Raw genomic sequence first — 21,583 nt, 5'->3', positions numbered from 1 at the left:
GCTTCATAACCCTATTGACTAAAGCCCTTCGTGGCTTTCCAAGGCAGCCACACCGGCATGAGCAAGCAACTGATCATCGCGGAAAAGCCCTCGGTCGCGCAGGACATTGCTCGCGCGCTGGGCGGCTTCACGAAGGAAAAGGACTACTTCGAGTCGGACGAGTATGTCCTGTCGTCCGCAGTCGGCCACCTGCTGGAACTGGTCGTTCCCGAGGAATACGAGGTCAAGCGCGGCAAATGGACCTTCGCCCACCTGCCGGTGATCCCGCCGCAGTTCGCGCTCAAACCGATCGAGAAGACCGATGACCGCCTGAAGCTCCTGACTCGGCTCATCAAGCGCAAGGACGTCACCGGCCTCATCAACGCCTGTGACGCGGGACGCGAAGGCGAGCTGATCTTCAATTTCATCGCGCAGCACGCGAAGACCGACAAACCGGTGTCACGCCTGTGGCTGCAGTCGATGACAGCCAATGCGATCCGGGAAGGCTTCGCACACCTGCGCTCGGCGCAGGAGGTCGAAGGCCTGCGCTCAGCCGCTGTGTGCCGTGCCGAAAGCGACTGGCTGATCGGCATCAACGGCACGCGCGCGATGACGGCGTTCAACTCTAAGACCGGGGGCTTCCACCTGACCACGGTCGGACGCGTGCAGACGCCGACGCTCGCGATCGTCGTCGAGCGCGAGCAAAAGATCCGCCTGTTCAAGCCGCGCGACTACTGGGAACTCGAAGCGTCCTTCGGCTGCCAGGCTGGCAGCTACGCTGGCCGCTGGTTCGACGAGAAGTTCAAGAAGGCCGAGGGCGACGAGCACGCGACGGCCTTCCGGCTGTGGGACAAGGCGCGCGCCGAGGCAATCAAGGCGAAGTGCGACGGCAAGCCGGGCCAGGTCAGCGAGGAATCCAAACCCTCGACCCAGCTCTCGGCGCTGCTCTTCGACCTGACGAGCCTGCAGCGCGAGGCAAACGGCCGCTTCGGCTTCTCGGCTCGGGTGACCTTGCAGATCGCGCAGGCGCTGTACGAGAAGCACAAGGTGCTGACCTATCCGCGAACCGACGCACGCGCGCTGCCCGAGGACTATCTCGGCACGGTGAAGGACGTGATGCGGGCGCTGCCGGACGCGTACGCGCCTTTCGCGAGCGAGATCGCGAAGCAGGGCTGGGTGAAGCCGAACAAACGGATCTTCAACAACGCGAAGATTTCGGACCACTTCGCGATCATCCCGACCGGCACCGTGCCGAAAAGCCTGTCGGAGGCCGAGCACAAGATCTACGATCTGGTGACGCGGCGCTTCCTGTCGGTCTTCTACCCGGCCGCCGAGTACCGCATCACGACCCGCATCACTCGCGTCGTGGACGAGGCCTTCAAGACCGAGGGCAAGGTGCTCGTCAATCCGGGCTGGCTCGCGGTGTACGGCAAGGAAGGCGTCAAGGACGACGAGGATGGCACGGGCGGGGGCGGCGGCGCGCAGCTTGTCGCGGTGCAGCCGAACGAAACGGTGTCGACGGACGACATCGTCGTGAAGAGCCTCGTCACGAAGCCGCCGGCACGCTACAACGAAGCGACGCTGCTTTCGGCGATGGAAGGCGCGGGCAAGATGGTGGACGACGAGGAGCTGCGCGCGGCGATGGCCGAGCGCGGTCTCGGCACGCCGGCGACGCGGGCGCAGATCATCGAAGGCCTGATCGCGGAACAGTACATTCACCGCGAGGGCCGCGAGCTGATCCCGAGCGCGAAGGCGTTCTCGCTGATCACGTTGTTGAAGGGCCTCGACGTGTCCGCGCTGACTTCGCCGGAACTGACCGGTGAGTGGGAGCATAAGCTCTCGCAGATGGAACGCGGCCAACTGTCGCGGCCCGAGTTCATGCGCGAGATCGCCGAGATGGCGCGCGAAGTCGTCGAGCGCGCGAAGCGCTACGAATCCGATACCGTGCCGGGCGATTTCGTCACGCTGTCGACGCCCTGCCCGAGGTGTGGCGGGGTGGTGAAGGAGAACTACAAGAAGTTCGCCTGCCAAGCCTGCGACTGGAGCGCATGGAAGATCGTGGCCGGGCGCCAGTTCGAGATCAACGAGATCGAGACGCTGCTCCGCGAAGGTAAGGTCGGACCGCTGATGGGATTCCGCAGCAAGATGGGCCGGCTCTTCAACGCCGAGATCAAGCTCAATGACGACAAGCAGCCCGAGTTCGATTTCGGTCAGCCGAAGGATGACGGCGAGGGCGCGGAAGCGGTCGACTTTTCGGGCCAGGAAGCGCTCGGCCCGTGTCCGAAGTGCGCCTCACCCGTGTACGAGCACGGCATGGCCTACGTCTGCGAAAAGTCCGTGGGGCCCGAAAAGTCCTGTGATTTCCGCTCCGGCAAGGTCATTCTGCAGCAGCCGGTCGAGCGCGAGCAGATGACGAAGCTGCTGGCCAACGGCCGCACCGACCTGTTGAAGGGCTTCGTGTCGACGCGCACGAAGCGCAAGTTCTCGGCCTTCTTGGTGCGCGGTGCGGACGGCAAGGTCGGCTTCGAGTTCGAACCGAAGGCGCCGAAAGCGGGTGCGAAGGGCAAGGCGGGCAACGGCAAGCCGGCCGACGGCACGGACGCGGCACCTGCGAAGGCCGGAGAAGAGGCGGCACCCGCCCCTGCGGCGAAGAAGCCGGCCACGCGTCGGCGCAGCGCGGAAAGCTGAAAGCACGGTCGGGCCGGCCGCGCGCCCGCGCGCGGAGTCAGCCCGACCACCAGTGTCCGACGTGCGAGAGCAGGCGATGCGTGTCGTCGGTGGTGGCACCGACCAACGCGAAGCCGCGCAACTTCCCGCTGCGGTCATGGAATAGCGCGCGCACGCCGCGGCCCGTCGCGCACTCGTGCCATTCGCCGTCGAGCCCGCGCGGCGGCTCGCAGATAACAGCCTCGCCGTAACCTGTCTGCAGGCGTCGCGAGCGCGGATGCCAGCGGAGCATGCGGTTTGCCCCCCCCGTCAGGACCCCGGCCAGCACGTGCACACTCTCCTCGATGTCGTCGACATGCGTGAAGACGCGGTTTGCCGTCTGCGCGCATTCGCCGACTGCGAAAATGTGCTCGTCCGAACTCCGCATCCGGCCATCGACGACGACCGCGGACGTGACATCGAGGCCGGCCTCGCGCGCGAGCGTGCTGCGTGGGCGGCTCCCAAGGGCCGCGACGACGACCTCGGCGACGAGGCGGGCGCCCGAGAGCGTCGTGATCTCGAGGTCATAGCCACGCTGCTCGATGCGATGGATGCCGTCCTCGATCCACAGGCTCACCCCCGCCGATCGCAGGTCCTCCTCTATGCGGCCGGCGCAGAGCGTCGGGAAGGAGTCGTGGAGCAGGCGGTTCTGCGGTTCAAGGAGCATCACTTCGCAGCCGCCGCGCAGCAGGTTGCCGGCGAGCTCGCAGCCCGGCAGGCCGCCGCCGAGCACCACGACGCGCTTGCGACCGGCCAGTTCGCTGCGCAGATACGTGTATTCGGCCAAGCTGCTAACGGTCAGAATGCGGTCGGTGGCGCCGCCGCGCATCGCGGAAGGGCGCAGGGCTTCAGCTCCGGTCGCGAGGACGAGGCGGGAATAGGCCTGCTCGTCGTTGGCGTGCCCGCTGGTTTCGATACGCAGGACGCGGCGTTCGCGGTCGATGCCGACGACGCGGCAGTGCGGCTGGATCGTCGCCTCGAAGCGGTAGGCCATCTGCTCCGCAGTCGCGACCACCAGTTGGGCGGCCTCGCGGCGCTGGGCGAGGGCCGTGGCGAGTTCGAACTTCGCATAGGCGGCGCCGTCGTCGGCGGCGGCGATCCACACCGGCTGGCGCGTGTCGATATGGCGCAAGCTCCGCAGCAGGCCGTATCCGGCCATGCCCGTTCCGACGATGACAAGGGGTGCGCTCATGTTCGGCCTCACGTGAAGCCCACGTATCACCAACGCTACGCCGCGCGACGGGACGCGGCGCGGGAATGAATCACGCCGCTGCGCCGACCGCAGCGCTTTCTTGCGGCACTGCGGGACCGATCGGGCGCACGCCGGGGAGCTGGCTTTCGAGGATGGCGGTACGCAGCACGTCGATGGCGCCGCTGCGCGGATAGGTGACGCGCCAGGCGAGCACGACGCGGCGTGAAGGTTCGGGGGCTGCGAAGGGGCGCACGGCGACGAGGTTGTTCTGGGCGGGCAGCTCGTCGGCGGCGGAACTGGGTAGCACGGTGACGCCGAGCCCGGTCGCGACCATGTGGCGGATGGTTTCGAGCGAGCTGCCTTCGAGCGTGCGCTGCAGGCCACTGACGCTGCGGCATTGTGGGCAGACTTCGAGCACCTGTTCGCGGAAGCAATTGCCGGCGCCGAGCAGCAGCAGCTGTTCGTCGGAAAGGCGGTCCGGTTCGATGCTTTCGCGGGCGGTCCAAGGGTGCTCGGCGGGCATCAGCACGCGGAAGGGTTCGTCGTAGACCGGCTGCGCGACGATGCCGGCCTCTTCGAACGGCAGCGACAGCACGATCACGTCGAGTTCGCCCCGTTTAAGCGCTTCGAGCAGCCGCGAGGTGTAGTTCTCGGTGATGATGAGCGGCATGCGCGGCGCAAGCCGATGCACGCGTGGAATCATGCGCGGCAGCAGGTAGGGGGCGATCGTGAAGATCACGCCCAGGCGCAGCGGACCGGACAGCGGATCCTTGCCGGCCGCGGCGATCTCATGGATTTGCGCGGCTTCCATCAGGACCTTTTCGGACTGTGCGACGATGCGCTGACCGGTGGCGGTGATCTTGACCTCGGTCGCACTGCGTTCGAAGAGCTGGACGCCGAGTTCGTCCTCGACTTTCTTGATCGCCACCGACAAAGTGGGCTGGCTGACGTGGCATTTTTCGGCCGCGCGGCCAAAATGGCGTTCGTGGGCCAGGGCGATGAGGTAGCGGAGGTCTGTGAGCGTCATGGCTGCAGGCGTGCCTGAGAGCGAATTCGATAGCGTGCGTTGATGATGGTACTCCGCTTGGGATCTTGAACAGGGTCAAAATCCCTTACTGTCGTGTGCCTTATAATGTTTCAAAACGTGTCCTGGCCTTTGTGGCCGCCAGCGAAAAAAGAAGAATCGTCGCCATGCAACGCACTTCCTGCCATGCAGGCCTGCTTCCGGCAGCCCTGCTTATCCTGTCCTGCCCCGCTGCAGGGCAGTCTCTCGAATCCGAACAGTCGTTCTTCGAGCCGCTGCCCGTCGTGCTGACGGTGTCACGGATGCCGAAGCCGCAACGCGAGACGCCGGCCGCGATCACGATCCTCGACCGCGAGCTGATCCGTGCGACCGGGTATCGCGACATTGGACGCCTGCTACGCTTGGTCCCCGGAATGCAGATTGCGCAGGAAAGCGGCAACGACCAGTGGGCGAGCTATCACGGTCCGGGCACCGACTACCCGAGGCAGATGCAACTGCTGCTCGACGGCCGTCCGTTGTACGCGCCGTATTTCGGCGGCGCCTTCGCCGGCGGCATCCCGGTCGCGATCGAGGACATCGAGCGCATCGAGGTCGTGCGCGGAACGGATTCGGCGGCTTATGGTTCGCAGGCCTTCGACGGCATCGTCAACATCATCACGCGCCACACTTCCGAGGAAGCAGGCAGCGCGGTGATGTTGCGCGGCGGCACGAACGGCATCGCGGGCGGCAGCGCACGCGCAGTGGGCCAGCAGGGGCCGCTCGGCATTCGCCTGACGGTGCAGCGCGAGCGCGACGACGGCATGAGCGGGCTGCACGACGATCGCACGACCAACCGGGCGAACCTGCGCGGGGATCTGCGCATCGGCACTTACGACGAAGTCACGATGGCCGCCGGCGTGATGCACAGCGATCGCGAGCGCGGCTACGACAACAGCCAGTTCAACATGAACCCGGAACGCGAGGCGGCGACGCATTCGGAGTTCGTGCAACTGCGCTGGCGACACGCGCCGACCAGCGATGAGGAGTTCGTGCTATCGACGAACTACGCGCGCGAGAAGGCGCGCGACGAGTGGAAGATCAGCAGCCGCGGGCTGCAGGGACTCGGCGTTCCGCTGCTCGAGGTGCCGGTCAATGAGAACAACACGACGACGCGCCACAACCTCGAATTCGAACATCACCTCAGCGCGTCCGACCGGCTGCGGCTGGGTTGGGGCGCTGAATGGCGCCATGACGAATTCGTGTCGCCCTTCCTCTTCTACAGCGACCCGAAGCAGTCGCAGGAGACCGCGCGGCTGTACGGCAACAGCGAATGGCGCTTCGCCAGAGAATGGCTGCTCAACGCCGGGCTGATGGCGGAGAACGCCCAGTACGACCAGACCCGCCTGTCGCCACGCGTGTTCCTGAACTGGCTGCCGACCGCGGCCCAGTCCTGGCGCGCCGGCTATACGCGTGCGTACCGCCAGCCGGGCATGTTCGATCGCAACGCCGACGTGCGCATTTATGTGCCCGGCACGACGCTTTTACTGCAACAACGCCAGATCGCGAATCCGGACATCGAGCCGCCGCGCATCGACGCCTTCGAGCTGGGCTTCCTCGGCCAGCTGCCCGACGGCCGCGCGCAGATCGACGTGCGCGTCTTTCACGAGGAGACGCGCGACCAGATCCGCCGCGAGACCGTGAACGTGCCGGCGACGAACCCCTTCCAGGCGATCGTGCAGCGCCTGCTCCCGCCTTCGCAGTGGGTCAATCGCGACGACGTGATTCGCGTCGAGGGCATCGAATATCAGTTGCAGGTGCGTCCGTGGGAGGGGGGGCAGCTGCTTTTCAGCCACACGCTGATCAAGGCGCGCTCGGACGAGGAGGCGATCCGCCGCAGCGTCGCCCCCTATACCGCGAGCCTGAGTTGGCTGCAGCGCAGCGGGCCGTGGCAGAGCACACTGACGCTGCTGCGCAGCGGTCCCGTCGATGCCGGCAACGGCTTCACGCCGAGCTACCGCTACAGCGTGCCGGCCTACACGACCGCGGATGCGAGCATCGCGCGCAACTTCGTGCTCGAAGGCGGGCAGCACGTGGAAGTGCGCCTGACCGGCATCAACCTCCTCGGCAAGCACCAGGAGCTCGCGAATTACCCGTTGCAGCGCCTGGCTGGCGACCGGCCGGTGAATCGGGTCGAGCCGCAGGTCGCGCTGAGCGTGACGACTGAGTTCTGAGGATGAATTTTCTCTTCGTCCATCAGAACCTGCCCGGGCAATTCGCCCACGTGGCGCGGGCCCTCGCGGACGACGCCGCGCACCGGGTCGTCGGCATCGGCGACGCGAACATGCTCAGGAACCGGCCGACGCTGCATCCGCGCATTCAAATCGTCGGCTACGAATCGCCTGCTCGCGGGCACAGGGAGACGCATCACTACATCCGCGATTTCGAAGGCCACATCCGGCGCGGACAGAGCGTGATGCGTGCCGCGCAGCACCTCGGGCAGCAAGGTTTCCGACCGGACGTGGTGGTCGCCCATCCGGGATGGGGCGAAGCGCTGTTCCTGCGCGACGCGTTTCCCGAGGCGCGACACATCAATTATTTCGAGTACTACTATCGGGGCCGCGGCGGCGACGTCGGCTTCGATCCGGAATTTCCGACGACGCTCGATGACCGCCTGCGGGTGCGGGTGAAGAACAGTACGCAGTTGCAGTCCCTCGTTTCCTGCGACCACGGCCTTGCGCCGACCCGGTGGCAGAAGCAGCGTTTTCCGGCGGAATTCCAGCCGAAGATCGAAGTGATCCACGAGGGCGTCGATACGACGCAGGTGCGTCCCGATGCCACGGCCTGCGTCTGCGTCGCGGGACAGACGCTAAAGGCCGGAGACGAGATCGTCACCTATGTCGCGCGCAACCTGGAGCCCTACCGCGGCTTCCATACCTTCATGCGCGCGCTGCCGGCATTGTTGCGTCGTCGACCGAACGCGCGCGTGCTGATCGCCGGCGGGGACGAGGTCAGCTACGGCGCGCGGCTGCCGAACGGCAGTTTCCGCGAACTCTACTGCCGCGAACTGGGCGACACGGTCGACTGGTCGCGCGTGCACTTCCTCGGAAAACTGCCCTACGCGCAGTACCTCAAGGTGCTACAAGTGTCGGCAGCCCACATCTATCTGACCTATCCCTTCGTGCTCTCGTGGTCCATGCTCGAAGCGATGGCGGCCGGCTGCGCCCTGGTCGCGTCGGCGACCGAGCCGGTTCAGGAGGTGCTGCGGCACGGCGACAACGGCTTGCTGGTCGACTTCTTCGATGCGCAGGCGCTCGCCGACACGGTCTCGCAGGTGCTGCAGGACCCGGTCACCGCATCGGCGCTACGGTTGCGTGCGCGCCAGACGATCGTCGACCACTATGACCTGCGCACGCGGTGCCTGCCGAGGATGCTGGATTTCCTGACATTGCGGGCGTAAGCCCAGCCCACTGCCTGCATGCGCCCGCGCGCGCGCTCCCTTCCGATGCTCCCACCGTGACTTTCTTGACGTGCGTCAATGCCACAAATGATGAGATCATTTTGTATTTGTTTGTGTCAGCCTGAATGGGTATTCGATTCAGGTGACAGGGTCGGCACGTCGCGGCCACGTCGAGTTCATCAAGGGGGAAAACATGTCTTTGTCGTACACGGATGCAAGCGGTAACCAGTGGTATGTCGACAGCTACGGCAACATCGACAACGGCTACCGCAACTACTATTACACGCTGGACAGCACCAACCTCGCCTTATATATCAATGGCGGGTCGTATTCCACGTCCCTGTCCTGGGGCACGCCGACGGTCGGCACCAATACCCAGGAAGTGACCGGCACCGCTACCGGCATCTCGCTGACACGCAAGACCTACTTCGGCGACGGATTCGTACGCGTGCTCGAAGTCGTCACCAACACCGGCAGCTCAAGCACCAGTGTCAAGGTCGATCTCGGCGACAACATCTACTATGACGGCAATTCGCAGATTGTCGCGACCAGCAGCGGCGATACGACGCGGGACGCGTCCGACGACTGGTATGCATACGGTTCGTCGTATAACGCGACCGCAACCCAACTCGTTCATGTCGTCTCCGGCGGCAGCGGCTCGCCGAGCACGACCACGCAACCATACACCGACCAGCCACACACCTCCTATGACCTGACGCTCGCCGCAGGCGAAACGAAGGTGATCATGCATTTCTATGCGCTCGCGGCCGATACGTCGGGGGCAACGACGATCGGCAACTCGCTCGCCAACCTGAGCAGCAGCGCCTACCTCGCCGGCATGACGGCGGGCGACCTGGGCGGACTCACGAATTTCACACAAGACGTCTCAAGCTCGGTCACGACCACATTGGAGTCATACCAGCTGAATCTGACCTTGACGGGCACTTCGGCGATCAACGGCACAGGCAACGCGCGCGACAACGTGATCGCGGGCAACTCGGCGAACAACACGCTGACCGGCCTCGACGGCAACGACACCCTCGACGGTGCCGGCGGCAATGACACGATGCTCGGCGGACTTGGCAACGATACCTATGTCGTGAACGCCACCGGCGACGTCGTGAACGAGTATGCCAACGAGGGCATCGACACCGTCAAGTCCTCGGTGTCCTATGACATCTCGACCCGGCCCTATCTCGAGAACATCACGCTGACTGGCTCGGCAGCGGTCAATGCGACCGGCAACACCGCGAACAACGTGCTCGACGGCAGTCAAAACAGCGCGATCAACACCTTGACCGGCGGCGCCGGCAACGACATCTATGTCGTCGGAACGGGGGACATTGTCGTTGAGGCGGCGTCCGGCGGCACCGATACCGTCAAGGCCGGCATCAGCTGGACGCTCGGCATGGAGGTCGAGAATCTGGTGCTGACCGGCAGTGGCAACATCAACGGCACGGGCAACGCGCTGGGCAACCTGCTGAGCGGCAACAGCGGCAGGAACAGCCTCAGCGGCGGCGACGGCAACGACACGCTCGACGGCGGCGCAGGCATTGATACGCTCACCGGCGGCAACGGTAATGACACATATCTGGTCGATTCGTCGGGCGATATCGTGGTCGAAGCGTCCGGCGCCGGCACTGACAACGTCATCGCCAGCGTAAACTACGCCCTGACTTCGAACGTCGAAGGACTGACATTGTCAGGCGCGGCCTTCAAGGGCACCGGCAACAGCCTCAACAATACGCTCACCGGCAACGCTATCGACAACCTGCTGGACGGCGGCGCAGGTGCCGACACGATGGCCGGCGGCGCCGGTAGCGATGTCTATGTCGTCGACAATGCACTCGACGTCATTACCGAAGGTATCGGCGCCGGCATCGACACCGTCAAGACCGCGCTGGGCGGCCAAACGCTCGGCAGCAACGTCGAGAACGGCATCCTACTCGGCACCGCGACGTGGATGAACGGTAACGAGTTGGACAATCGGATCGTCGGCAATCTCGCAAACAACACGTTCGCCGGCGGACTCGGAAACGACTCCTTATTCGGTGGCAGCGGCAACGATTCGCTCAGCGGTGGCGACGGCAACGATATGCTGGTCGGTGATCAGGGTGGGCCGGAGGCGCGCGTCGCTTCGAGCGATGCCATCATCAATGGCAAGAGCGTTGCGCTGAACCTTTCGGCGCCCGAGATCGCGAGCGGTAGCGTGCAGGTCACCGGAACGATCAGCTCGGTGAGCCTCGCGCAAGCGGGCGTCAACGTCGTCTACGTCGTCGATCACTCGGGCAGCATGTCCGATTCCTTCACCGGCAGCGTCTCCATCCCCGACATGAACGGTGACGGCTACGGCAACACGACGATGGATGCAGCGATCGCGTCGATGCAGAAGCTCAACCAGTCGATTGTCGACAGCGGCCTGGGCAGTCAGGTGCGCGTGTCGCTGGTGCAGTTCGACGACACCGCCGAGACGATTTACTCCGGCGCGCCCGGGGCCGACGGCAACGGCAACGGTATTGCGGATCTGGCCGAAAGCCTGATGACGCTGCGGCCGGACGGCGGCACCGCTTACAACGCCGCGCTGACCGAAGCGCAGACGCAACTCGCTCAGTTCGGCTCGGGACAGAATATCGTATTCTTCGTATCCGACGGGGCTCCCACAGACTCGGGTTACGAGACCACCGCCGCGCAGATCCGCGCGATGGGCCAGGGTGGCACGGCGATCCGCGCGATCGGCACCGGTGCCGGAGCATCCGAGAACCCGCTCGACATGCTCGACGACGGCATCGACAACAACTCGGCGATCCTCGTGATGAATCCGGAGGAACTGGATGCATCGCTGATCAACTCGTCAGTGCTCGAACTGACCGAGAGCGCGTGGGTTGAGATTTATCGCAACGGCGAAATGGTCGATCTGGTCGGCTCTGACCGCTTCACAGTCGGCCCGTTGGGCGTGCAGTTCGAGTCGACGGCGATTTCGCTGAGCGCCTCGGGCACCGACCAGATCACCGCTAAGCTGATGACGATGTCGTCGACGGGGCAGATGCTGCAGACCGTGCTGCCGATCCAGGTCGGCAGTTTCGTGTCGAACGACACACTCGTCGGCGGCGCCGGCAACGATACGCTCGACGGCGGCGCCGGCACCGACAGCATGACCGGTGGCGCGGGTGACGACACTTACGTGGTTGACAATGCAGGCGACGTGGTCGTCGAAAGCGCAGCCGAAGGCATCGATAAGGTCAGCTCGAAGCTGTCGAGCTACACGCTCGGCGCCAACGTCGAAAACCTCGAGTTGCTCGGCAACGCCGTGACCGGCATCGGCAACTCGTTCAACAACACGATCATGGGCAGCGCCGCGAACAACGCGCTGTCGGGCGACACGGGCAACGACTCGCTGATCGGCGGACTCGGCGACGACACGCTCAACGGCGGTAGCGGCTACGACACTATGGCAGGCGGGGCGGGCAATGACACGTACTACGCCGATTCGACTTACGATTACGTCAGCGAGTCATACAGCGACACCGGGAACGATACCGTCATCGCGAGTTTCAGCGCATCGCTCGGCGGCTATGTCAGCGGCGTATCGACATCGAGCACGTTCTCGTACATCGAAAATCTGACCCTCCCGGAGGGCTCGACGGCCACGAATGCGGTTGGCAGCGCCGCGGCGAACAAGCTGTTTGGCAATTCGAACGCGAACGTCCTGTATGGGCTCGACGGCAACGACACGCTCGCCGGCGGGGCAGGGATCGACACAATGGACGGCGGAACCGGCAATGACGTCTATTACGTCGGCGCCGGCGACGTGCTCATCGACGGTTCCGGCATCGATACCGTGATCACATACGTTAATGGCTTCACGCTCGGGGCTTCGTTCGAGAACCTGACGCTCGCGGCCTCGTCTAGCGTACTGAGCGGCACCGGCAACGCGCTCGCCAACAATCTCGTCGGAAACGCCTACAACAACGTGCTCAACGGCGCCGGCGGCGCCGACGCAATGTCGGGCGGCGCAGGCAACGACATCTATTACGTCGATAATGCGTTCGACAAGGTGGTCGAAACCTCGACCGGGGGTGTGGACAAGGTGATTTCGTCGGTCAGCCACATGCTGAGTGCGAACGTCGAAAACCTGCAGTTGTCGGGTACGAATTCGATCGGCGGGTCGGGCAATGCTCTGGCGAACAATATCCTCGGCAACACCGGAGCCAACCGTCTGCTGGGCTACACAGGCAACGATACGATCAACGGTGGCGACGGCAACGACACGTTGATCGGCGGTCTCGGAGCCGATTCGCTGACGGGCGGTGCAGGCAACGACACCTTCGATTTCGATTCGCTATCAGAGACGGGCACAAGCAGCCTGACATGGGACGTCATTGCCGATTTCGTGTCTGGTCAGGACAAGATCGATCTGTCGACGCTCGACGCCAACACCGCGACGACGACGAATGACGCGTTCACGGGCTTTATCGACAGCGCAACGGCGTTCTCCGCGGCGGGGCAGCTCAAATTCGTCGGTGGCGTACTGTACGGCAACGTGGATGCCGATGCCGATGCCGAGTTCGCCATCCAGTTGAGCGGCGCAACAACGCTTGCAAGCAGCGATCTGTTCGTCTGAGCACCACGTCAGCACATATTGACATCACTCCCGGGCAACCTGACGCGACGACTGGTTCGTCGACACGGTTGCCCGAGGAGTGACCGACAACGGCCATCGCACAGCAATGTCGAGCAGCCTCGTGCGCCTCTGTAACCGGAAGCGTAGGTAGATCTACGCACACCGGTGAGCAATCGAACGAATTTTCCCGCATGACCCTGAAGCCTATGCTCGCACCATCGTCGACGGGGGCGGGGATATGGACCGGAAAATCAGTCGTGTCGCGGTGCGTGCCGATCGGAATATGGTCCGTGGCATGGTGCGCTGGGCCTGTTGCGGGGTCGCGATGATCATGTCCTTGTTCTGCGGCAAGCCCGCCCATGCGGAAGGCGGCGCGGCGCACACGACCTGGATGTGCTGGCAGGACTCGGCGACGAGCCTGTCCTGCCACCTGTCGCAGGACGGCGATACTGCGCCGGCAGCCGTGCCCGAGCCAGCCGCCGGCACGGCCACCCCGGCGAGTTCGTCCAGGACCCGCCCGCTGCCGCGCGTCGCACGGCAAATCCTCGAACGTCCCGAGCAGTTCCAGGGACGGCGGATCTCGATCCCGATGTACAGCGAACCGGAAGAACGGGAATTCATGGTCCAGCTGGCCGAAGCGGTGATGTGCGGCGTACGGAAGGCCTGCAGTGTAGAATTTCTGCGCACGATATCGGAAGTGGCGTTGGCGCAGGATGCCATCGATGACCCGGCGATAAACTGAAATCTCTTCGTCATTGTCGGTTCGCCGGGAACGACCGCATGCTGCGCCCGTCTACAGATGGCACTCATCACGTACGGGGATCAGCAGAAGATGCGAAAAACGATTCTTGTCGCCGTCATGGCGGTCAGCACCGGTTTGGCGGCGGCCTTCGGGCCCGTTGCGGCAACCGCGGCCACCCCTCCCGCCGTCGCTCCCACACCGGGAAGCGCGCCCAACCGCTACGGGCTGCCGGATTTCAGCGATCTGGTCGAGCAGGTCGGTCCGGCGGTCGTGAATATCAGCGTGATTCAGAAGCAGCGCGGGAACGATGACGACGTTGCGGGACTGTCGCCGGACGATCCGTTCTACGACTTCCTGCGGCGCTTCGGCGTGCCTTTGCCGGGGGCGCCGGGACAGCCCGGGCATGGCAACCGCTCGCCGCGCATCAGCCGCGGCATCGGCTCGGGCTTCATCGTCAGCAGCGACGGCTACGTGCTAACGAATGCGCACGTGGTTGGCGAGGGCGAGTCGGAGGTGACCGTGAAGCTGATCGACAAGCGTGAATTCAAGGCGAAAGTCGTCGGCACCGACAAGCGGACCGACATCGCGCTGTTGAAGATCGATGCGACGGGGCTGCCGACGGTGCGCACCGGCGACCCGGAGCGCGCGCGCGTCGGCGAATGGGTGATCGCCGTGGGCTCGCCTTTCGGCTTCGACAATACCGTCACTGCGGGCATCATTTCCGCCAAGGCGCGCCGGCTACCGGACGAGAACTACGTGCCCTTCCTGCAGACCGATGTCGCGATCAACCCGGGCAATTCGGGCGGGCCGCTGTTCAACCTGAACGGCGAGGTGATCGGCATCAATTCGCAGATCTACTCGCGCTCGGGCGGTTTCATGGGGATTTCGTTCGCGATTCCGATCGACGTGGCGCTGAAGGTGAAGGAGCAGATCGTCAAGTACGGCCGCGTGCAGCGCGGCAAGCTGGGCGTGACGATCCAGGGGCTGGACAAGGATCTCGCCCAATCCTTCGGCCTCAGCGAGCCGCGCGGCGCGCTGGTGTCCAACGTCGAGGCCGATTCGCCGGCCGACAAGGCGGGGGTGAAGGCGGGCGACGTGGTGCTCGGCGTCGATGGCCAGCGGGTCGACGATTCGGGCGACCTGCCGCGGATCATCGGCGACAAGCGTCCGGGCACGAGCGTGAAGTTGGAAATCTGGCGCGACGGAAAGTCCCATACGGTCACGACGACGCTCGGCGAAATGCGCAACGAGGCGGCGACCGAGCCTTCCGGCGGCACGCCGCGTGGCGAGGATGCGGGCGGCAAGCTCGGGCTGACGGGGCGAGCGCTGACCTCGGAAGAGGCCTCGCAGCTCGGCGTGCGCGGCGGGGTGGTTGTCGAGCGCGTGAGCGGAGCGGCGGCGCAGGCCGGACTGCAGGCCGGAGACGTGATCCTGGCGCTGAACAACCAGCCGGTGACAAGCCTGCAGGCGCTGCGCCAGTTGGTGGAAAAGGCCGGCAAGCGCTTCGCGCTGCTCGCGCAACGCGGGAGCGCGCGCATCTACGTGCCCATTCGCATCAACTGAGCGCATCAACTGATCAGATCCAGCGGGGCGAGCGGACGGGGACTGCAGGCAGTCCCGTCCCGCCGGATTACCGTCGTCGCCCTGTGTGACTCAGGTCACAGTGGCCTTGGCGATGGAATAGATCTCCCTACACTGCTGTTCATGCATCGGACGCCGGCCTGCAGCGGAGGCGTCCGGCCGCTATCCATCACACATGAAGAGAGATCGAACGATGAACAAGACCTTCCGCTCCACGATCCTTGCGCTGGCCGCTCTGTCGCTCGCGGGCGTCGCAGCCGCCGAAATGAAGACCGAGGACGCGATCCGCTTCCGCCAGTCAGGCTACACCTTCATGGCGTGGAACATGGGCAAGATCAAGGCTCAGGTCGTCGACGGCGCGACGCCGTATAACAAGGAGCAGGTCGCCGCCGCAGCGAATGCCGTTGCCGCCGTCGCGAACTCCGGTATGGGAGCGCTGTTCGCTCCGGGCACCGACAAGGGCAAGGGCTGGAAGGAGACGCGCGTGAAGCCGGAACTGTTCAAGGAGCAGGAGGAAGTCGGCAAGCTCGCGAAGAACCTCGTCGAACAGGCGAACAAGCTGCAGCAGGTCGCGCTCGCGGGCGATCCGGCTGCGATCAAGGCGCAATTCGGCGAGACCGGCAAGGCGTGCAAGGCCTGCCACGACAAGTTCCGCGTCGAGGAGTAATCGCCCGGAAGGGCGGGCGGCCGAGAAGCTCCATTGTCCTCGCGCGCGTTTCTTGGTACAACGCGCATTGTCACTGATCCGCCTGCCTGCCGTGCCGCACCTTGCCCCGACCATTCTCTATAGCGACGACGCGCTGATCGTCGCCGACAAACCCGCCGGCCTGCTGTCCGTCCCCGGACGCGGCGAGCACCTGCGGGACTGTCTCGCCGTGCGCGTGCAGGCCCTCTTCGCCGACGCGCTGATCGTGCATCGTCTCGACCGGGACACCTCCGGCCTGATCGTGCTCGCGCGCGGCGCCGAGATGCACCGGCGGATGAGCATGGCGTTCGAGAAACGGACGGTCGGCAAGCGCTATCTCGCGCAGGTGCATGGTCATGTCGACCACGAGGGCGGGGAGATCGACCTGCCGCTGATCGTCGACTGGGAGAACCGCCCACGCCAGATGGTCGATCCGGTGCGCGGCCGTCGCGCACTGACGCGCTATCGCGTGCTGGCGCGCGAGGGCGCGGGCGTCGATGCGATCTCCCGCGTCGAACTCGAACCGGTCACGGGGCGCTCGCACCAGCTGCGCGTGCATCTGATGACGATTGGCCACGCGATCCTCGGCGACAGCCTCTACGCGCCGCCCGAGAGCGCGGAGCGTCATCCGCGCCTGCACCTGCACGCGGCGCGCATCGAGTTCATGCACCCGCAAACGCAACAGCCGATGAGCTTCGAGAGTTGCGTGCCGTTCTGAACCGCGCTCCAATTTACCCGTCGTTGTAGATTCTTCCGCGCGCCCCAGCGAGCCGGCGGGACGCATCGCGATCCCGGCAACCGGGAATGCCCATTGCTTCCGTCACGCAGATGAACATGGGAGCGTTGCCATGGGCCTCGGCGTTGCACACAAACTCATCAGCAGTCATCTGGTCAGCGGGCAAATGCGGCCCGGCGAGCCGATCGAGCTCGTGATCGACCAGACGCTCAGCCAGGACGCGACCGGCACGATGGTGATGCTCGAATGCGAGGCGTTCGGCATCGACCGGGTGCGGACCCAGGTGTCCGTCCAGTACGTCGACCACAACCTGATCCAGGCCGACTACAAGAATCCGGACGATCACCTCTTCCTGCTCAGCGCCTGCCGCCGCTTCGGCATCTGGTTCAGCCCGCCGGGCAATGGCGTCAGTCATCCGGTGCACATGGAATCCTTCGGCATCCCCGGGAAGACGCTGCTCGGCGCCGACAGCCATACCTGCGCCGGCGGTTCGCTCGGCATGCTCGCGATCGGCGCGGGAGGTCTGCAGATTGCTCTTGCGATGGCCGGCGAGCCGTTTGCGCTGGCGATGCCCAAGATCCTGGGCGTCGAGCTCACGGGCAGCTTGCCGGACTGGGTCAGCGCGAAGGACGTGATCCTCGAGATGCTGCGGCGGCATACCGTGAAAGGTGGGGTCGGACGGATCATCGAATACTATGGCCCGGGGCTCGCCAGCTTGTCGGCAATGGATCGGCACGTGATCGCGAACATGGGACAGGAGCTCGGCGCGACGACGAGCGTTTTCCCGGCGGACACGATGGTCGAGCGCTTCCTGCAGCAGCAGCAGCGCGGGGCCGACTTCGTGCCACTCACCGCCGACCCGGACACGCGCTACGACGAGCACGACGCGATCGATCTGTCGACGCTCGAGCCGCTCATCGCCTGCCCGGGCAGCCCGGACAAGGTGGTGCCGGTGCGCGAGGTCGCGGGGCGCAAGATCTACCAGAGCTACATCGGCTCGTCGGCCAACCCGGGTCTGCGCGACTTCGAAGTGCCGGCACGGATGGTCGAGGGGCGGCGGATTGCTCCCGGCGTCTCGTTCGACGTGAATCCGACGACGCGCCAGGTCGTCGAGAATCTGGTCGCATCGGGCGCGATCGCGAAGCTCATCCATGCCGGCGCGCGCCTTCATCAGACCGGCTGCAACGGCTGCATCGGCATGGGGCAGGCGCCGGCGACCGGGCGCATCAGCTTGCGCACGGTGCCGCGTAATTTTACCGGTCGTTCCGGGACGGAGGACGACCAGGTCTACCTGTGCAGCCCGGAAACGGCCACCTCCAGTGCGCTCGCCGGGGAGATCGTCGATCCGCGCGACGCGGGCATCGACTATCCCCGCTACCGCGATCCGGACCATGTGATGATCAACCGCAGCCTGCTCGTCGCGCCGATCGAGGACGGCCGCGGTGTCGAGCTGGAGCGCGGCCCGAACATCCGGCCGCTGCCGGAGTTCATTCCGGTCGGCGAGGTGCTCGAAGCGCCGGTGCTGCTGAAGACCGGCGACAACGTGTCGACCGACGAGATCCTGCCCGCGGGCGTCGAGGTGCTGCCCTTGCGCAGCAATATCCCCGAGATCAGCAAGCACGCGTTCCGCCGCATCGACCCGTCCTTCTACGAACGCGCGCTGGCGAACCCAGCGCGCAGCTGCTTTGTGATCGGCGGCGCGAACTATGGCCAGGGGTCGAGCCGCGAGCATGCGGCGATGGCGCCCGCCTACTTGGGCGTGCGCTGCATCGTCGCGAAGAGCTTCGCGCGCATCCACCGCCGCAACCTGATCAACTTCGGCGTGCTCCCGCTGCTCTTCGTCGACGGTGCCGAAGCGGCCAACATCGATGTGCTGGACGTGCTGCACATCGACGCGCCCTTGCAGCAGCTCGCGGCCGGCAGCGCGGTGCAGCTCATCAACCGCACCAAGCAGCGCGGCATCGCCCTGCGGCACGACATCACGCCGGAAGAACTGGACACGCTGCAGGCGGGTGGGCTGATCAACCGCGTGCGCCGCAAGCTGCTTGGCGCCGTGCCGGCGCGCTAAGAGCGCCAACGTCGGAGCGAATGCGTGATCAGGCCACAAGACCATCGCTCGATCCTCGCCGAGCAGAAGCTGCCGGACAGTCCGCACCGCATCGTCATCGTCGGCGGTGGTGCGGGCGGGTTGGAGCTCGCGGCACGCCTGGGCAAGGACCTGGGGCGGCGCGGGACGGCCGAGATCGTGCTCGTCGACCCGCAGCCCGTGCACGTCTGGAAGCCGCTGCTGCACGAAATGGCGGCCGGCACCTTGAGCCCCGACGAACGCGGACTGGATTTCCTGCAGCAGGCGCGGCGCCACCACTTCCGTTTCTACCTCGGGGCGCTGACCGGGCTCGATCGCGGGCAAAAGCGGATCAAGCTCGCGCCGCTGCGCGACGACGCGGGCGAGGAGATCGCGCCGGCGCGCACCCTCTGGTACGACACACTGGTCATCGCGGTCGGTGGCCAAGATAACGATTTCGGTATTCGCGGCGTCGCGGAACACACGATTCCGCTCAATCGCCCGCACGACGCCCGGCAGTTTCACCGAAAATTGCTGAACCGCATCGCTCGCACCGAGATCCTGGATCTGGGACCGGTGCGCATCACGATCGTCGGCGGCGGCGCGACCGGTGTTGAGCTTGCGGCGGAACTCGCCGATGCGAGCCGGGAGATCGCCACCTACGGGACGCGCCTCGGAAGTTATCCCGATGCGGTCAAACTGCACGTCATCGAATCCGGTCCCAGACTCTTGTCCTCCTTGCCCGAGTTCATCAGTGAGAAGGCCGAGCAGGACCTCACGGCGAAAGGCGTCGTCGTCCTCATCGCGCGCAACGTGACGGAAGTGCGCGCCGATGCGGTCGTCGTCTCGAACGGCAAGGCCAGCGAGCTTATCCCGAGCGACCTGATCGTGTGGGCTGCGGGCATCCGCGGGCCGGACCTGCTCGCCCGGCTCGACGGCCTCGAATGCAATCGCCTCAACCAGCTGATCATCAGGCCGACACTACAGACCACGCGCGATGACGACATCTTCGCGATCGGCGACTGCACGAGTCTGGTCACGAGTACGGAAGGCCACTCGGTCCCTCCGACGGCGCAGGCGGCGCACCAAGAAGCCATCCTGCTCGCGCGCTCGCTGGCGCGACGCCTGCAGGGCGGCACTCCGCTACCTTTCAGCTTCCACGAACGCGGCTCGCTGATTTCGCTCGGGCCCAAGGAAGCAGTCGGCGACGTCGTCGAAAAATCGCGCGGCCGCGTCTTGGAAGTGCAAGGCGTGCTGGCCCGCTTCAGCTACTGGCTGCTCTACCGCCGCCGCCTCGCAACGCTGGTCGGATTGAAGAAGACGCTACTGGCGATCGTCGGCAGCTGGTTCACGGACCGGGCGGCGCCGCGCGTGAAGCTGCATTGACGGCGCGGGCCGGAAATCACCATGCCGGAACGGACGCCGGAAGTGCTTCAGGGGCGGCCGGAAGAAAACCGCCTGAGACGGCCCACGTGGCGAGCGCGGCGAGAACCAGCGCGAAGACCAACGCGACGACACCGCCCCCTTGGGCCGGCGCGATCGTCGGATCGGCGACGGTCTTGCGGCCGGTGATCATCGGCGCGATCAGGTTGTCCTTCTTCACGTGGGTGTGGAACATGATCGCCGCGACATGCAGCACGACCAGGCCGTAGACGAGCCATTCGGTCTTGCGATGCAGCCCGGTCAGCAGCGTGGAGAGCTCTGCCGATACGGCACGGTAAAGCGGACCGTAGAAGGCGATGTCGTCGTTGGCAAAGGCGCCCGCCAAGGCCTGGGCGGCCATCAACGAAAGCAGCGCGAACACCGACAGCGCGCCGAGCGGATTGTGGCCGACGCCGCGCCAGTCGCCGCGCAGATACGCCCGGAGGGTCGCCGGCGTCGGCGCGAAGTGCGCGAAACGCGCATAGGTCGAGCCAACGAGCCCCCAGGCGATGCGAAAGCTGACGACCGCGACGATCGCGAGCCCGATGCGGCCGTGCCACTCCATCGCGTTCCCACCGACCTTGACGCTGACGATCGCACCGGCGACGAGGGCGACGAGCAGCCAGTGGGCGAGGCGGGTCGGGAGATCCCATAGCAGGATCGGGCGGCGGTTCATCGCTTCATTCCTTTCAATTCACGGGCAAGGTCGCCCTGCCGGTGCATAACACCTGGGGCAGCGAGAAATTCCGTCGCCGGCTCGGCCCCGAGCATTGGCGGTTAAGCTCACAAGGGCTTGGACGCGACGATCGCGCCGCGGACCTGGCCTTCGCTATAGCCAGTCGCACGATCTTCGGGGTAATGCTCGCCGAGGCGTGCTTTCACCTCCGGCGTCATCTTTTCGAGTGGCCCATGGCAGTTCAGGCACAAGGCCTGCGTCGGCAGCGCCTTCGCGTAGCGGTAGATGCGCTGCCCGTCGCGCTCGACGACTTCGCCCTTCTCCAGCGTCGCCGGGTTTTCGCCAGCGGCGACGCGGCGGTCGAATTCCTCCAGCGCGGCGCGTTCCCAGGCGTCGGGCGTCGCGCGCTGCGGGTTGCGCGGCTTGAGCGTCACGCGCTTCAGCTGCCAACCGGTCGATGCGGCGACCTCCTTCGCCATCTTCGGTGCCATGTCGCGACATACCGGGATCGCGCCTTCCGGCCCGGCCTTTGCGATCTCGTCGCCGAGCGCGGCAAGGAGTTTCGGCGGAAGGCTGCTCGCGGCGGCGCGCGCGGCACTCATCAGTTCAGTGTTGTCCGCGGCGAAGACGACAGCCGGCAGCGTGGCAGCCGCCACGACGAGCGTAGTGAAGACAGGACGGAAGCGCATCGGGAAGGCCTCAAATGGAATATAAGTGT

The 21,583-nt window shown here is 65.4% G+C and carries 14 protein-coding genes; 10 read left to right on the top strand and 4 right to left on the bottom strand.

Annotated elements, in window-relative coordinates; all coding sequences use genetic code 11:
• The first annotated feature begins 57 nt into the window (after positions 1-57).
• A complete protein-coding gene (locus tag VJ673_RS08800) occupies positions 58-2,667 on the top strand; it encodes a DNA topoisomerase III (protein ID WP_324125701.1) in 2,610 nt (869 codons plus the stop codon).
• A gap of 37 nt (positions 2,668-2,704) precedes the next feature.
• Here the strand turns inward: VJ673_RS08800 and VJ673_RS08795 are convergent, their stop codons facing one another.
• Both VJ673_RS08795 and VJ673_RS08790 read right to left on the bottom strand, forming a co-directional pair.
• Positions 2,705-3,877: an FAD-dependent oxidoreductase gene (locus VJ673_RS08795; RefSeq protein ID WP_324125700.1), complete on the bottom strand. Its 1,173-nt coding sequence runs from the start codon at positions 3,875-3,877 to the stop codon at positions 2,705-2,707.
• A gap of 70 nt (positions 3,878-3,947) precedes the next feature.
• A complete protein-coding gene (locus VJ673_RS08790) occupies positions 3,948-4,904 on the bottom strand; it encodes a hydrogen peroxide-inducible genes activator (protein WP_324125699.1) in 957 nt (318 codons plus the stop codon).
• A gap of 164 nt (positions 4,905-5,068) precedes the next feature.
• Between VJ673_RS08790 and VJ673_RS08785 the strand changes: the two genes are divergently transcribed.
• From VJ673_RS08785 to VJ673_RS08745, 9 genes are all read left to right on the top strand, one after another.
• A complete protein-coding gene (locus VJ673_RS08785) occupies positions 5,069-7,111 on the top strand; it encodes a TonB-dependent receptor plug domain-containing protein (RefSeq protein ID WP_324125698.1) in 2,043 nt (680 codons plus the stop codon).
• Between the two features lie 2 nt (positions 7,112-7,113).
• Positions 7,114-8,337 (top strand): glycosyltransferase family 4 protein, encoded by a 1,224-nt coding sequence (locus VJ673_RS08780; RefSeq protein ID WP_324125697.1) that lies wholly within the window; start codon positions 7,114-7,116, stop codon positions 8,335-8,337.
• A gap of 193 nt (positions 8,338-8,530) precedes the next feature.
• A complete protein-coding gene (locus VJ673_RS08775; RefSeq protein ID WP_324125696.1) occupies positions 8,531-12,958 on the top strand; it encodes a beta strand repeat-containing protein in 4,428 nt (1,475 codons plus the stop codon).
• Between the two features lie 238 nt (positions 12,959-13,196).
• The gene (locus VJ673_RS08770; RefSeq protein ID WP_324125695.1) at positions 13,197-13,700 is read left to right on the top strand and encodes a hypothetical protein; all 504 of its coding nucleotides are present in this window, start codon (positions 13,197-13,199) and stop codon (positions 13,698-13,700) included.
• A gap of 90 nt (positions 13,701-13,790) precedes the next feature.
• On the top strand, positions 13,791-15,263 hold the full coding sequence (locus VJ673_RS08765; RefSeq protein ID WP_324125694.1) for a DegQ family serine endoprotease: 1,473 nt from the start codon (positions 13,791-13,793) through the stop codon (positions 15,261-15,263).
• Between the two features lie 211 nt (positions 15,264-15,474).
• The gene (locus VJ673_RS08760) at positions 15,475-15,948 is read left to right on the top strand and encodes a c-type cytochrome (protein ID WP_324125693.1); all 474 of its coding nucleotides are present in this window, start codon (positions 15,475-15,477) and stop codon (positions 15,946-15,948) included.
• Positions 15,949-16,039: 91 nt separating this feature from the next.
• Positions 16,040-16,684 (top strand): RluA family pseudouridine synthase, encoded by a 645-nt coding sequence (locus tag VJ673_RS08755; RefSeq protein ID WP_324125710.1) that lies wholly within the window; start codon positions 16,040-16,042, stop codon positions 16,682-16,684.
• Positions 16,685-16,814: 130 nt separating this feature from the next.
• Entirely contained in the window at positions 16,815-18,770 is a 1,956-nt protein-coding gene (locus tag VJ673_RS08750) for an aconitate hydratase (protein WP_324125692.1), read from the top strand.
• 24 nt (positions 18,771-18,794) lie between these two features.
• Positions 18,795-20,153 carry an NAD(P)/FAD-dependent oxidoreductase gene (locus VJ673_RS08745; protein ID WP_324125691.1) on the top strand — a complete coding sequence of 453 codons (1,359 nt, stop codon included), beginning with the start codon at positions 18,795-18,797 and terminating at the stop codon, positions 20,151-20,153.
• Positions 20,154-20,169: 16 nt separating this feature from the next.
• On the opposite strand, the gene VJ673_RS08740 is transcribed toward VJ673_RS08745, so the two are convergent.
• Positions 20,170-20,865, bottom strand: a complete 696-nt coding sequence (locus VJ673_RS08740; protein WP_324125690.1) for a cytochrome b/b6 domain-containing protein — start codon at positions 20,863-20,865, stop codon at positions 20,170-20,172.
• Between the two features lie 107 nt (positions 20,866-20,972).
• Complete coding sequence (locus VJ673_RS08735) at positions 20,973-21,554, bottom strand: Tll0287-like domain-containing protein (RefSeq protein ID WP_324125689.1); 582 nt, start codon at positions 21,552-21,554, stop codon at positions 20,973-20,975.
• Between the last annotated feature and the right edge of the window lie 29 nt (positions 21,555-21,583).

The sequence above is a fragment of the Aromatoleum sp. genome, from assembly GCF_035254505.1.
Taxonomy (GTDB): domain Bacteria; phylum Pseudomonadota; class Gammaproteobacteria; order Burkholderiales; family Rhodocyclaceae; genus Aromatoleum.
Note: the sequence above shows the minus strand (reverse complement) of the source record. Positions and strands in the feature narration are given on the sequence as shown.